Origin of the sequence: Yersinia pekkanenii (assembly GCF_001152565.1) — a bacterium.
Classification (GTDB): Bacteria; Pseudomonadota; Gammaproteobacteria; order Enterobacterales; family Enterobacteriaceae; genus Yersinia; species Yersinia pekkanenii.
Genome location: NZ_CQAZ01000019.1, coordinates 69,108 through 82,348, shown reverse-complemented (window position 1 = coordinate 82,348; position 13,241 = coordinate 69,108). Strand labels below are relative to the sequence as shown.

The following is a 13,241-nucleotide window of genomic DNA, read 5'->3' as shown; positions in this document are numbered from 1 at the left end:
CGCGCCATTCCCCGTTATCTGCATTTCACCCGATTAAATCAACTGGCTTAGCGCTTGCAGTTCGCCGTGAGTTACGCATAAACTACCCGCATTGATAATTATTTCACTTTGATAATTACTATCGTTTCGATTCACTTTCTCGCTATTTTTCGATAACGTTCGGGGCGCAATAATTGCTAAACCCGTTAACTTTTAACCGCAGGGCACCATCTTGGATCTACAGGTAAGCCAATCCAGCAACTTTACGCTCCGGGAACTGAGTTTTTCAGTTCCCGGCCGAACCTTATTGCAGCCACTTTCGCTGAGCTTCCCGCAAGGCAAGGTCTGCGGGCTTATTGGTCATAACGGTTCTGGCAAATCAACACTATTAAAAATGCTGGGTCGCCATCAGTTACCATCAAGTGGCGGGGCCTTACTCAATGATGTGCCATTAGCCCTGTGGGACAGTAAAGCCTTTGCCCGCGAGGTGGCTTATTTACCTCAACAATTACCGGCAGCAGAAGGGATGACGGTGCGCGAGTTGGTTGCCATTGGCCGCTACCCGTGGCATGGCGCGTTAGGCCGTTTTCGTCAAGAAGACCGTCAACAAGTGGAAGACGCGATCACGCTGGTGGATTTAAAACCGCTGGCTAACCGGTTGGTAGACAGCTTATCCGGTGGCGAACGGCAACGTGCCTGGCTGGCGATGATGGTGGCGCAAAACAGCCGTTGTCTGTTGCTCGATGAGCCAACGTCGGCATTGGATATTGCTCATCAGGTTGAGGTGTTGGGGTTAATTCAACGTCTTAGCCGAGAACGCGGGCTGACAGTTATTGCCGTGCTGCATGATATCAATATGGCGGCCCGTTATTGTGACCATTTAGTGGCATTACGTGGTGGCGAAATGATAGCGCAAGGCTCGGCTGACAGCCTGATGCAGAGCGCGGTACTGGAACAAATTTACGGTATCCCAATGGGGATATTACCGCACCCGGCCGGTGGTGCGCCGGTAAGTTTTGTGTATTAATGACAGCGCACTTTCCCATGGAACAAGCCGATCTCGCGGCACCTGATTATACCCGGCGCAGGCTACTCACCGCATTGGCATTATCGCCGTTACTGCTTTCATTGCCCGGATGGGCGGCGAATTCACCTAAAATCGATATCAATCGGATCGTCGCACTGGAATGGTTACCTGTTGAATTACTGTTGGCGCTAGGGGTGACACCATATGGAGTGGCAGATACCCATAATTACCGACTATGGGTTGCCGATCCTGAACTACCCGCCAGCGTTATTGATGTGGGTCAGCGTACTGAGCCAAATCTGGAATTACTACAGCAAATGGCACCCTCGTTGATCCTGATGTCACAAGGTTTTGGCCCCTTACCGGAAAAACTCGCCCCAATCGCCCCATCTATGAGCTTTGCCTTTAATGAAGTCGGCAGTTCACCGCTGGTCGCGGGTAAGAACTCATTGCGCACGTTGGGTCAACGACTGGGCCTGGCAGCGGTTGCAGAGCAGCATATCGCTGACTTCACTCACTTTATGCAGATGGCGCGCCAACGTCTCTCTGGCGGCAGCCATGGGCCGTTACTGATGTTTTCGTTGTTGGACAGTCGCCATGCGCTGGTTATCGGCAAGGGTAGCTTGTTCCAGGATGTATTGAACGAGTTGAATATTGAAAATGCCTGGCAGGGCGCAACCAATCTCTGGGGCAGCACGGTCGTCGGTATTGAACGTTTAGCCACCATAAAACCGGGGCAGGCAATTTGCTTCGGCCATGGCGATGATGAAATTTTACAACAGGTTGCCCGTACCCCCTTGTGGCAATCAATGTCTTTTGTCCGTCAAAACCAATTACGGATACTGCCGCCGGTATGGTTCTACGGTTCGACATTATCCGCTATGCGCTTTGTTCGTCTTTTCGAGCAGGCGTGGGGTAAACCATCATGATGGTAAATACCCGACATAAAGGCTGGCTGTTACCTGCCGGGTTACTGGGCTTGCTACTGGTTATTGCGGTGGTATTGACGCGACATAACTTCAGTCAATTATTACCGCTATCGCTCTGGGCTGAGGCCCTATGGCAACCCGATTATGACGACGTGAACCAGATGTTATTCCATTACAGCCAGTTACCCCGGTTGGTGGTGGCGTTGCTGACCGGTGCTGGTTTGGGGTTGGTTGGGGTTTTGTTCCAGCAAGTGCTACGTAACCCTCTGGCTGAACCTGCCACACTGGGGGTGGCCGCTGGTGCTCAGTTGGGCCTGACTATCGCGACATTGTGGATGCTGCCTGGTGGTGAATTGACCCGCCAACTGGCCGCCATGGCGGGTGGTATCACTATTGGTATGCTGGTTTTTGGCGTGGCCTGGGGCAAACGGATGTCTCCGGTTACGCTGATCCTGGCTGGTCTGGTTCTTGGCCTTTACTGTAGTGCAGTCAGTAACTTGTTGGCATTGTTTAATTATGATCAACTACAAGGGCTGTTCCTGTGGAGTAGCGGTGCCCTGAATCAACAGGATTGGAGTACGGTGCAGTTTCTGCTGCCAAGGCTGCTGGTTACCTGTGTATTGGCCGCTTTATTGATCCGCCCGTTAACCTTGCTGGGGTTAGATGATGGCGTTGCCCGTAATCTGGGGCTAGGGTTGTCACTGGCACGTTTTAGTGCGCTGGGCTTGGCAATTTTATTTAGCGCGATGTTGGTTAATGCGGTGGGAGTGATTGGCTTTATCGGTCTATTTGCCCCTTTGCTGGCGAAAATTATCGGTGCCCGGCGATTATCACAACGCCTGATACTGGCTCCGGTGTTGGGGGCTTTGCTGTTGTGGGTAACCGACCAAGGTATTATTTGGTTGGCGCAAGTATGGCGAGAGATCCCCACCGGTGCAGCGACCGCGCTGATTGGTGCTCCGCTGTTATTATGGTTATTACCCCGCTTACACAGTGGGACTGCGCCGACGATGGATTTTGGTGACAATGTCCCCACTGAACGGCAGCATTTAGCATTATGGATAAGTGCCGGTTTACTGTTACTGCTGGCCGGATTGGCTCTGGCGCTGATGTTTGGTCGCGACCGCCAAGGTTGGCATTGGCTTGCTGGGGATGACATTCAGGCACTGTTACATTGGCGTTGGCCACGGGTAGTGGCGGCATTGGCGGCCGGTATGATGCTGGCGGTGGCGGGGACACTGATTCAAAAGCTGACGGGTAATCCGATGGCTAGCCCGGAAGTCTTGGGTATTAGCTCTGGAGCTTCTTTCGGCGTAGTGATCATGATGTTTATCGTACCGGGTAATACGTTGCTCTGGTTGCTGCCTGCCGGGAGTCTGGGGGCGGCGGTTACGTTATTGCTGATTATAGTTGTTGCCGGGCGGGGCGGGTTCTCTCCTGGCCGCATGCTATTGGCTGGGATTGCACTAAGCACCGCCTTTACCACGGTAATTACCATGTTATTTGCCAGTGGTGACCCGCGTATGCGTGGCTTGCTGGCATGGATTTCAGGTTCTACCTACTCGGTTAATGGGGAGCAGGCTGTGGCTACCGGTTTAATTGCCTTGGTGCTGATCGCATTAGCGCCGCTGTGCCGCCGTTGGTTAATGATCCTACCATTAGGTAGCGTTACCGCCAGAGCATTAGGCATAGCGCTAGCCCCCAGTCGGTTAGTGATTTTACTATTGGCTGCGACGTTAACTGCGGCGGCCACTTTGACCGTCGGGCCGTTAAGTTTTGTTGGGCTGATGGCCCCTCATATGGCCCGCATGTTGGGTTTCCGCCGCGCCATTCCACAACTGTTTATTGCCGCTATCTTAGGTGGTTTACTGATGATATTCGCCGATTGGTGTGGCCGGATGCTGTTGTTCCCAAACCAGATCCCCGCCGGACTGTTAGCGACATTTATCGGTGCACCGTATTTTGTTTATTTATTGCGTAAACAAGGGCGGTAATTCTAGATAGTCGGCAGTTGGAGGGTTGGATGCCCAGAACCTCCGTTTTGAGCGGTTCAGAGCCTCCACGGAGATTAAAGTTTGGCAAAACACCGGCGGGCAGCATCGACCGTCTTCTGAATATCCTCTTTGCTGTGCGCCACTGACATAAAACCGGCTTCAAAAGCAGATGGAGCCAGATAGATACCTTCTTCCAGCATCAAGTGGAAGAAACGCTTGAAGCGTTCAACATCGCAATTCATCACATCCTGATAGCAGGTCACGGTTTCGGCATTCGTAAAGAAAATGCCGAACATGCCGCCGACATGATTAACGACCAATGGGATATTTTCTGCTGTAGCTGCGTGCCGCAGACCGCTGGCCAATGAGTCGGTCAATTCAGTCAGGGTTTCATAGATACCCACCTGTGCAACTTCGGTCAGACAAGCAAAACCGGCAGCCATGGCGATGGGGTTACCGGACAGCGTACCGGCCTGATAAACCGGGCCTGTTGGTGCCAGCGCATCCATCACATCACGACGACCACCGAAAGCGCCTACCGGCATACCGCCACCGATGATTTTACCCAGGCAAGTTAAGTCAGGGATGACATTGTAGTAATCCTGCGCGCCAGCTAATGCAACACGGAAGCCGGTCATGACCTCATCAATAATCAGCAGTGCAGCAAATTCATCACACAGCGCCCGCAGACCTGGTAAGAACTCCGGCAGTGGTGGCACGCAGTTCATGTTACCCGCAACAGGTTCAACGATGATACAGGCGACTTCTTGCGGGTATTGCTCAAAGGCTTCACGCACAGACGCCAGATTGTTATAAGTGCAGGTCAGAGTGTGTTTGGCAAAATCAGCCGGTACGCCTGGAGAGTTTGGTTGACCAAGCGTCAGTGCGCCGGAACCGGCTTTGACCAACAAGCAGTCGGCGTGACCGTGATAGCAGCCTTCAAACTTGATGATTTTATCGCGACCGGTGAAGCCACGGGCCAGGCGAATGGCGCTCATGGTGGCTTCGGTACCGGAGTTAACCATTCGCACCATATCCATGGTGGGGACTAAGTCGGTAACCAACTGAGCCATTTTGACTTCCATCTCAGTAGGTGCACCAAAGCTCAGGCCGCGTTCAACCGCTTCAATGACCGCCTGACGAATTGCCGGGTGATTGTGGCCCAGCACCATCGGCCCCCAAGAACCGACATAGTCGATGTAGGCTGTGCCATCGACATCAAATAAATACGCGCCATCAGCACGTTCAATAAACAATGGGCTGCCACCGACACCGGTGAATGCACGCACTGGAGAGTTAACCCCACCTGGAATTAGCTGTTTTGCCTGGGCATACAGATCTTCGGATTTACTCATAAATAGGCTCCTGAATGGGTATTGGTTTACTTGGACCAAAGAACAAGGCTGTTTATTCTAAAGAACTGGCAGCGGTTATCAAATGATTGGGCATATTTAACTGTTAGCTTGCGGGATGTGCCGCAAATCGGATTTGTCGTAACTTAACGTCCTTTCTGAGTCAGGGAGGTTCATCGCTGTTTAAACAGGCGGATCATGGGGATGTAGACTAGACTCGAGCTATTATTCATTTGTTTTACTTATTATTTAACTGATAAACAGACTCATTATGACTAATGCAAAGCAATCTATGCCTGCTGAAAGTGTTACTGAACTCAAACATGGCCGTTTTATTCAAGCACTGGTTAATCGTGATAAAACGCCATTGGTCATTCTTATCATGGCCGCTGTTGTTGGGGTGGTCACCGGTTTATTGGGCGTGGCTTTTGATAGAGGGGTCGATTGGATCCAGCAACAACGGCTGGCAACCCTGGCCAAGGTGGCGGATTCTGCGATGCTAGTGTGGCCGCTGGCTTTTATCATGTCGGCGCTATTGGCGATGGTGGGGTATTTTCTGGTACGTCGCTTTGCCCCAGAGGCCGGTGGCTCAGGGATACCTGAAATCGAAGGGGCCATGGAAGAGATGCGTCCGGTGCGCTGGTGGCGGGTCATTCCTGTCAAGTTTATTGGCGGCCTTGGCACATTAGGGGCTGGTATGGTGTTAGGCCGCGAAGGGCCAATGGTACAGATGGGGGGCAACAGCGGGCGCATGATTGTCGATATCTTCCGTCTACGCAGCCCTGAAGCACGCCACTCATTATTAGCAACCGGTGCCGCAGCGGGTCTGTCTGCGGCTTTTAATGCCCCGCTGGCGGGGATTTTATTCGTTATAGAAGAGATGCGCTCACAGTTTCGCTACAGTCTGGTATCAATCAAAGCGGTGTTTGTCGGGGTGATTACCTCGACCATTGTCTACCGCTACTTTAATGGCGAACGCGCAATTATTGAGGTGGGTAAACTCAGTGATGTCACGCTCAATACCTTATGGCTTTACCTCTTGCTGGGGGTTATTTTTGGCGCCGTAGGCGTAATATTTAATGCATTAATATTCCGTACGCAGGATATGTTCATGCGTTTCCATGGTGGCGACTGGCGTAAACTGGTGCTGATTGGCGGTTTGCTGGGAGGAATGTGTGGTTTACTGGTACTGATTCATGGCGAGGCTGTGGGCGGTGGCTTTGCATTGATTCCTATTGCAGTGGCCGGTAATTTTAGTATTGGCATGCTGATCTTTATCTTTATTGCCAGGGTTATTACCACGTTACTGTGCTTTGGATCGGGTGCTCCGGGTGGGATATTTGCCCCAATGCTGGCCCTGGGAACCATTCTGGGTACTGCATTTGGTTTAACCTGTGCGCACTTTTTCCCGCAATACGGTATTGAAGCTGGGACTTTTGCGATCGCGGGGATGGGGGCACTGTTTGCCGCCTCGGTACGCGCGCCATTGACCGGATTAGTGCTGGTTCTGGAAATGACCGATAATTATCAACTTATTTTACCGATGATTGTGACCTGCTTGGGGGCAACATTGATAGCCCAGTTTATGGGAGGTAAGCCCTTGTATTCAGCTATTTTAGCGCGCACCTTACAAAGACAAGAGCAGGCCGCAGCAATGGCTGCACCGCCACAACCCGTGGTTGAAAGCGATACTCAAACAGGTAAATAATATATAACATTAGCGAGCAATACTTGAATGAACTACTCAGGTATTGGATAATCGATCCATAGATCAGGCTGCCATTGTAGTAACCTGCAACTCGAACACCGGTTGGGAGAGACGAGTATGAGCGACGAAACAGTACTGCCCCTGCAGTTTACAGAGGCGGCAGCAAAGAAAGTTAAACTGCTGATTTCTGATGAGGAAAACCCGAATCTAAAACTGCGGGTTTACATTACCGGTGGCGGATGCAGCGGGTTCCAGTATGGCTTTACGTTTGATGATAAAATCAACGATGGCGATATGACCATTGAAAAGCAAGGCGTTGAATTGGTGGTTGATCCGATGAGCCTACAATATCTGGTGGGTGGTGCGGTGGATTATACGGAAGGACTGGAAGGTTCGCGTTTTATCGTGACTAATCCGAATGCGAAAAGTACCTGTGGGTGCGGCTCTTCTTTCAGCATCTAGCGACGTTGGGAAAGACTCTCATATCTGGCACTATCGCCGTGTTAGCCGCTCAATCTGCAACTAAAATTTCTATAAAAAAACCGCAGCCTTTTTATATAGCTGCGATTTTTTTCATCTGAAAAAAGAAATGATAGCCTGGCGGCACTACCAATAACGTATTAATGCTCTATTTCAAATGTTGGCAATTTCAAGCGCCAGCGGATAGCGGCAAGTCGGATACCAAGGGTGATTGCCATGCCCAACATCATCGCCTGTTGTAATGGCATACCAAAAGTATAGAACGCCGTCGCATGGACGATGCCGCCAATGATGCAGGCGGTGGCATAAATTTCAGTACGCAGGATCATCGGGATCTCGCGGGCTAAAACATCGCGGATAATCCCGCCGCCGACACCGGTTATAACCCCCATACAGATAGCCACCAGCGGGCTGGCTTCGGCAGCAAAGGCTTTATTGACACCAATACCGACGAACACCGCCAGACCAATCGCATCAAGCACCGGCAGGATCCATTTTGGTGTCCGCCGTGGCTGCCGCACCAATAAAATAGTCGCCAGACAGGTCACCATGGCAACCACCAAATCAGTGGGATCTTTTACCCAAAATACCGGACCATTAGCTAAGGCCATATCGCGAATTGTGCCACCACCTACGGCAGTCACCACCCCCAACACCAGCACGCCAAACGGATCCATTCGTAACTTCCCCGCCAGCAATACACCAGAGATAGCAAATACCGCAGTACCTAAAATATCCAGCCAATAAACCAGCATTAATGTGACTCCGCCACGGGGGATGGAAGGCTGGCCATTTGTTGGCACAACTGTTTAGCGGCTAGCAGAATACGTGGACCAGCACGATTAAACCAGTCCTCATTAAGTGTGATGACCGGTACCGCAAGCTGAGGCCGCCAGAACGCTTTGATATTATCTACCTGAGATGGGTCACCGCTGATCACAATCACCTGTGGTTGACGTGTCATCACTTGCTCACGACTGACTTGCGGCCAGGGTACTCGACTGGCCGCAAAAATATTCTCCCCGCCACACAGGGAAACTATCTCACTTTGCAACGTATGCCCGGAGCTGGTAAACAGCGGCTGAGTACCAAATTGCAAAAAGATCCGTAAGGGCTGACTGCGGGCATTGTGGTGATGTAATTCAGTGACCTGCTGACGGAGTTGCTCAGCGGCCTGATGGGCTTGCTCAGGATGCGGGCTGTATTGCGCCAGCTTATCCAGGTCATTGGCAATCTGATCGATATTAACCGGATCAAAATAGAGGATCGGAATACCAAAGGAGGCCAGTTGATCCAGCGGGCGCTGCGGATTACCACCTCGCCAGGCAAGGATCAGATCCGGCTTTAATGCCAGAATACGCTCGACATTTACCCCTTGCCACGATGCAACATGTTCAAGCTTTTTAGCGGCTTCTGGGTAATCGGAGTAAGCACTTACTGCAACCAGTTTATCGCCTAAACCAGCGGCATAGGCCAGTTCTGTCGTACTGGGTGATAAACTGATAACCCGCTCTGCCGCCAAGGCCCGTGACATCGATAGACCCAGCGAAAATAGACCGAGCAACAATATTATTGCTGCTCTTGGCAGGATGATTGCCGTTGGTGACCGCGAGTTCATACTGAACCGCACCATTAATTGCGCTGAGCCAGTGTGGTTAACATGGCTTCTATCATTAGTGTCGACTGCTGGGCGGCGACCACCAGAAACTCTTCAAAGCTAAGGTGAGATTGCTGGTCGGCGACATCAGAAATGGCGCGAACAACAACAAACGGTGTCTTGAACAGGTAGCAAACATGGCCGATGGCGGCGGCTTCCATTTCTACTGCCGCAACTGACGGGAAGGTCGCGCGGATGCGGGCCAGAGGTGCTGCGCCATTAATAAAGGCATCGCCGCTACAAATCAGGCCGCGTACCGCATTTAAATTTAATTCTTTGATGCAATTTTCTGCTAATGCAATCAGCTCGGCATCTGCGATGAACGCGGGTGGGCACCCCGCCATTTGACCGGGTTCATAGCCAAAAGCAGTGACATCTGCATCGTGATAGCGAACTTCATTAGAAACGACGATATCGCCGACTTTCAGACCAGGGGCCAGGCCACCGGCAGAACCGGTATTGATAACGACGTCAGGCTGGCAATGTTCTAATAACAAAGTGGTTCCCATTGCCGCAGACACTTTACCAATACCCGATTTTAGCAATGCAACGTCCACGCCATTCAGTTGGCCGGTGTAAATTTCACAACCCGCCCGAGTTAAGGTTTGGCGATTTTCAATTTTATCACGTAGCAATGTGACTTCTTGTTCCATTGCACCAATAATGCCTATTTTCATATGGATACCTGCTGATTTTAAAGGATAGATTAAGCTGTAATTATCAATACACAGTTTATCAGCTAAGTGAGATCTTCGGGTAGCTAAGCAAAGATAATGCGTAATGTGCCGCAGTTGGTGCGTAATCAATTGCATCTGTTGGCAGGAGTCGGTATCACTGTTTACAGTAAATACTTAGAGGCAAATATGTCCGGGATCGACTTTAAGCAGAAAATCAGTTTTCAGCGGCCGTTTGGTAAACCCAGTTCGGCGGAAGATGAATATGAGATTACTCGAGTATTCGAAAGTGATCGCGGTCGGATTGTTAATTCTGCCGCCATTCGGCGTTTGCAGCAAAAAACGCAAGTATTTCCGCTGGAGCGCAATGCCGCAGTACGTAGCCGCTTAACTCATTCGTTGGAAGTACAGCAGGTGGGGCGTTATATTGCCAAAGAGATCCTTAATCGATTTAAACAGGATAAAAAAATCACTGCCTATGGGTTGGATAAACTGCTTGATCCCTTTGAAAGTATTGTGGAAATGGCTTGTTTGATGCATGACATCGGTAACCCACCTTTTGGTCATTTTGGTGAGTCAGCGATCAATAATTGGTTCACAAAACAGATGGATCCCAATGGCGGCGGGGCCGAGCCGCGTGGCAAGGATCACTGTCAGGTTAATGTGCTAAAGTTGCACGAGGGAGAAACTGAACTTAATCTTCTGCGCAGTAAAATTCGCCATGATCTGAGCCAGTTTGAAGGTAACGCACAAGCGATTCGTTTGGTTTACAGTTTATTAAAACTGAATCTGACCTATGCTCAGGTGGGCTGTATTCTTAAATACACTAAACCGGCTTATTGGTCCGCCGATATTCCGGCATCCCATAACTATTTGATGAAGAAACCGGGTTTTTACCTTGCTGAAGAAGCCTATGTTAAAAATTTACGCCGCGAGCTCAATATGGCGGAGTTTGACCGTTTCCCACTGACATATATTATGGAAGCCGCCGATGATATTTCTTATTGTATTGCTGATTTGGAGGATGCAGTAGAGAAAAACATTTTCAGCGCTGAGCAGCTTTATGAACATATGATGCAGGAGTGGGGGGATGTTGCTCAGGGCGATTTGTTTGATAAAGTGGTTGGCGGTGCATTTCGTCAATTAGGGCGTGAGCAAGGTCGGCGGAGTTCAGAAGATCAATTCTTCATGTATTTACGGGTCAATACCGTGGGGAAATTGGTTCCTCATGCCGCACAGCGTTTTATTGAGAATCTACCCGCCGTATTCTCCGGCTCGTTTAATCAGGCTTTATTAGAAGATGCCAGTACGGCGTGTAAATTACTGCAAATTTTTAAAAAGGTGGCAGTCAAACACGTATTCAATCATCCGGAAGTAGAACAGCTTGAATTACAAGGATATAGAGTTATTAGTGGGTTGCTTGATATTTATAGTCTACTATTAGCTATGCCACAAACGGCATTTACGCAGTTGGTGGCAGAAGACAGTCACCGTCAGTATCCCATTGAGACTCGGTTGTTCCATAAATTATCAACCAAGCATCGGTTAGCTTATGCTGAATCAGTAGAGCAACTATGTAATTTACCGCCAGAACAACATGAGATATATGAGTATTATTATCGTGCGCGCTTAATTCAGGATTATATCAGTGGCATGACCGATCTTTATGCCTATGATGAATATCGGCGTCTAATGGCTGCGGAATAGTATGTGGGAAAATTGAATTGCCTGTTTAATGAGTTGTAGTTTTGTAAAGACAGACAATATTTTTTACTATTCCGATTATTGGTTGTTTGAACTTCATCCCCCATATTTAATCTTACTGTGCAAGACGACTGTATTATTGTTACTTGGCGTTGCCGCGGCCTCGCAGTCTTGCGACTATGCTAATAACTTTGAGTATAAGTCAGTTATATACCATTTATTAACTTATTATTAATTGTATAGCGAGAATCCAAATACATGAAAAAAACAACTTTAGTGTTAAGTGCATTGGCATTGAGCATCGGTTTAGCCATGGGGCCGGTTTCTTCTGCCATTTCGGCAGAAACGGCGTCTTCCAGCAGCCAGCAGCTCCCTAGCCTGGCGCCAATGCTAGAGAAAGTGATGCCGTCCGTCGTGAGTATCAATGTGGAGGGCACGGCTCAGGTCAGTAACGCAGGTGCCGGTGCGGGGGGGATCCCACCCCAGTTCCAGCAGTTCTTTGGTGATGGCTCACCGCTCTGCCAAGACGGTTCACCGTTCCTGGGCTCCCCGATGTGTCAGGGCGGGCAGGGCGGTAAAGGTGGAGCACCAAGCAAGCAGGATTTCCGTGCGCTCGGTTCGGGGGTAATTATTGATGCTGCTAAAGGTTATGTCGTGACTAATAACCATGTGGTGGATAATGCGACCAAAATCAGCGTTAAACTGAGCGACGGCCGCAGCTATGAAGCGAAAGTGATTGGTAAAGATCCGCGTACTGATATTGCGTTATTGCAGTTGAAAGATTTTAAAAACTTGACTGCGATTAAAATTGCAGATTCCGATCAACTGCGCGTAGGTGATTATACCGTCGCTATCGGTAACCCATATGGCCTGGGTGAAACCGTAACATCAGGTATTGTGTCGGCTTTGGGCCGTAGTGGTCTGAACGTGGAAAACTACGAAAACTTTATCCAGACTGATGCCGCGATTAACCGGGGTAATTCAGGTGGTGCATTGATCAACCTGAACGGTGAACTGATCGGGATTAACACGGCGATCCTGGCACCGGACGGTGGTAACATCGGTATCGGGTTTGCTATCCCAAGTAACATGGTGAAAAACCTGACATCTCAGATGGTTGAATTTGGTCAGGTGAAACGCGGTGAACTGGGCATTATGGGCACAGAGTTGAACTCTGAGCTGGCAAAAGCCATGAATGTAGATGCACAGAAAGGGGCTTTTATCAGTCAGGTAATGCCAAAATCTGCGGCCGCCAAAGCGGGTATTAAGGCAGGTGATGTGATTGTCAGTATGAATGGTAAAGCAATCAACAGCTTCGCCGGCTTCCGTGCCGAGATTGGTACTCTGCCCGTTGGCAGTAAAATGACCTTAGGTCTGTTGCGTGATGGTAAGCCTGTCAATGTAGAAGTGACATTGGAGCAGAGCAGCCAGGCTCAGGTTGATTCCGGTAATATCTACACGGGTATTGAAGGTGCGGAACTGAGTAACTCTGATGTTAACGGTAAGAAAGGGGTGAAAATTGATAGCGTAAAAGCCGGTACCGCGGCTGCGCGCATCGGCCTGAAAAAAGGCGATATTATCATTGGGATTAACCAGCAGCCGGTTCAGAATTTGGGTGAGCTGCGGAAAATCCTCGATAGCAAACCGTCGGTATTGGCATTGAACATTCAGCGTGGTGATACTTCACTCTATTTATTGATGCAGTAACCGGCATTAATACCGTCCAAGGGGCACCGC

At 49.8% G+C, this 13,241-nt stretch carries 11 protein-coding genes; 7 read left to right on the top strand and 4 right to left on the bottom strand.

Features of this window, described 5'->3' with window-relative positions; translation table 11 throughout:
* Window positions 1-211 precede the first annotated feature (211 nt).
* The 3 genes from fhuC to fhuB are packed head-to-tail and all read left to right on the top strand — an operon-like array spanning window position 212 to window position 3,929.
* Entirely contained in the window at window positions 212-1,006 is a 795-nt protein-coding gene (gene fhuC / locus AEP37_RS11430; RefSeq protein ID WP_082170774.1) for a Fe3+-hydroxamate ABC transporter ATP-binding protein FhuC, read from the top strand.
* 17 nt (window positions 1,007-1,023) lie between these two features.
* Entirely contained in the window at window positions 1,024-1,935 is a 912-nt protein-coding gene (gene fhuD / locus AEP37_RS11425) for a Fe(3+)-hydroxamate ABC transporter substrate-binding protein FhuD (RefSeq protein ID WP_235801326.1), read from the top strand.
* Entirely contained in the window at window positions 1,935-3,929 is a 1,995-nt protein-coding gene (gene fhuB, locus AEP37_RS11420) for a Fe(3+)-hydroxamate ABC transporter permease FhuB (RefSeq protein WP_408068328.1), read from the top strand. Before fhuD ends, fhuB begins: the two co-directional genes overlap by 1 nt.
* Before the next feature lie 74 nt (window positions 3,930-4,003).
* Here the strand turns inward: fhuB and hemL are convergent, their stop codons facing one another.
* Window positions 4,004-5,284 (bottom strand): glutamate-1-semialdehyde 2,1-aminomutase, encoded by a 1,281-nt coding sequence (gene hemL, locus AEP37_RS11415; protein WP_049613411.1) that lies wholly within the window; start codon window positions 5,282-5,284, stop codon window positions 4,004-4,006.
* Window positions 5,285-5,552: 268 nt separating this feature from the next.
* Between hemL and clcA the strand changes: the two genes are divergently transcribed.
* On the top strand, window positions 5,553-6,989 hold the full coding sequence (gene clcA, locus AEP37_RS11410; RefSeq protein WP_049613409.1) for a H(+)/Cl(-) exchange transporter ClcA: 1,437 nt from the start codon (window positions 5,553-5,555) through the stop codon (window positions 6,987-6,989).
* A 117-nt stretch (window positions 6,990-7,106) separates the two neighbouring features.
* Window positions 7,107-7,451 carry an iron-sulfur cluster insertion protein ErpA gene (erpA, locus tag AEP37_RS11405; RefSeq protein WP_049613407.1) on the top strand — a complete coding sequence of 115 codons (345 nt, stop codon included), beginning with the start codon at window positions 7,107-7,109 and terminating at the stop codon, window positions 7,449-7,451.
* Window positions 7,452-7,609: 158 nt separating this feature from the next.
* Here the strand turns inward: erpA and AEP37_RS11400 are convergent, their stop codons facing one another.
* Genes AEP37_RS11400 through mtnN form a run of 3 tightly spaced genes read right to left on the bottom strand, consistent with a single transcriptional unit; the run spans window position 7,610 to window position 9,803 of the window.
* Window positions 7,610-8,224: a TRIC cation channel family protein gene (locus AEP37_RS11400; protein WP_049613405.1), complete on the bottom strand. Its 615-nt coding sequence runs from the start codon at window positions 8,222-8,224 to the stop codon at window positions 7,610-7,612.
* A complete protein-coding gene (gene btuF / locus AEP37_RS11395) occupies window positions 8,224-9,087 on the bottom strand; it encodes a vitamin B12 ABC transporter substrate-binding protein BtuF (RefSeq protein ID WP_408068327.1) in 864 nt (287 codons plus the stop codon). Before btuF ends, AEP37_RS11400 begins: the two co-directional genes overlap by 1 nt.
* Before the next feature lie 14 nt (window positions 9,088-9,101).
* Entirely contained in the window at window positions 9,102-9,803 is a 702-nt protein-coding gene (gene mtnN, locus AEP37_RS11390) for a 5'-methylthioadenosine/S-adenosylhomocysteine nucleosidase (protein WP_049613401.1), read from the bottom strand.
* Between the two features lie 186 nt (window positions 9,804-9,989).
* Here mtnN and dgt point away from each other — a divergent pair, with 186 nt between their 5' ends.
* Together dgt and degP are read left to right on the top strand one after the other, a co-directional pair.
* Window positions 9,990-11,507 carry a dGTPase gene (gene dgt / locus AEP37_RS11385; RefSeq protein WP_049613437.1) on the top strand — a complete coding sequence of 506 codons (1,518 nt, stop codon included), beginning with the start codon at window positions 9,990-9,992 and terminating at the stop codon, window positions 11,505-11,507.
* Window positions 11,508-11,762: 255 nt separating this feature from the next.
* Complete coding sequence (gene degP, locus AEP37_RS11380; protein ID WP_049613399.1) at window positions 11,763-13,211, top strand: serine endoprotease DegP; 1,449 nt, start codon at window positions 11,763-11,765, stop codon at window positions 13,209-13,211.
* Window positions 13,212-13,241: the final 30 nt, after the last annotated feature.

Coding starts and splice junctions, on each gene's coding strand:
- fhuD (WP_235801326.1), top strand. CDS start 1,024: ATGGAACAAGCCGATCTCGCGGCACCTGATTATACCCGGCGCAGGCTA.
- fhuB (WP_408068328.1), top strand. CDS start 1,935: ATGGTAAATACCCGACATAAAGGCTGGCTGTTACCTGCCGGGTTACTG.
- degP (WP_049613399.1), top strand. CDS start 11,763: ATGAAAAAAACAACTTTAGTGTTAAGTGCATTGGCATTGAGCATCGGT.
- erpA (WP_049613407.1), top strand. CDS start 7,107: ATGAGCGACGAAACAGTACTGCCCCTGCAGTTTACAGAGGCGGCAGCA.
- hemL (WP_049613411.1), bottom strand. CDS start 5,284: ATGAGTAAATCCGAAGATCTGTATGCCCAGGCAAAACAGCTAATTCCA.
- AEP37_RS11400 (WP_049613405.1), bottom strand. CDS start 8,224: ATGCTGGTTTATTGGCTGGATATTTTAGGTACTGCGGTATTTGCTATC.
- mtnN (WP_049613401.1), bottom strand. CDS start 9,803: ATGAAAATAGGCATTATTGGTGCAATGGAACAAGAAGTCACATTGCTA.
- btuF (WP_408068327.1), bottom strand. CDS start 9,087: ATGAACTCGCGGTCACCAACGGCAATCATCCTGCCAAGAGCAGCAATA.
- dgt (WP_049613437.1), top strand. CDS start 9,990: ATGTCCGGGATCGACTTTAAGCAGAAAATCAGTTTTCAGCGGCCGTTT.
- clcA (WP_049613409.1), top strand. CDS start 5,553: ATGACTAATGCAAAGCAATCTATGCCTGCTGAAAGTGTTACTGAACTC.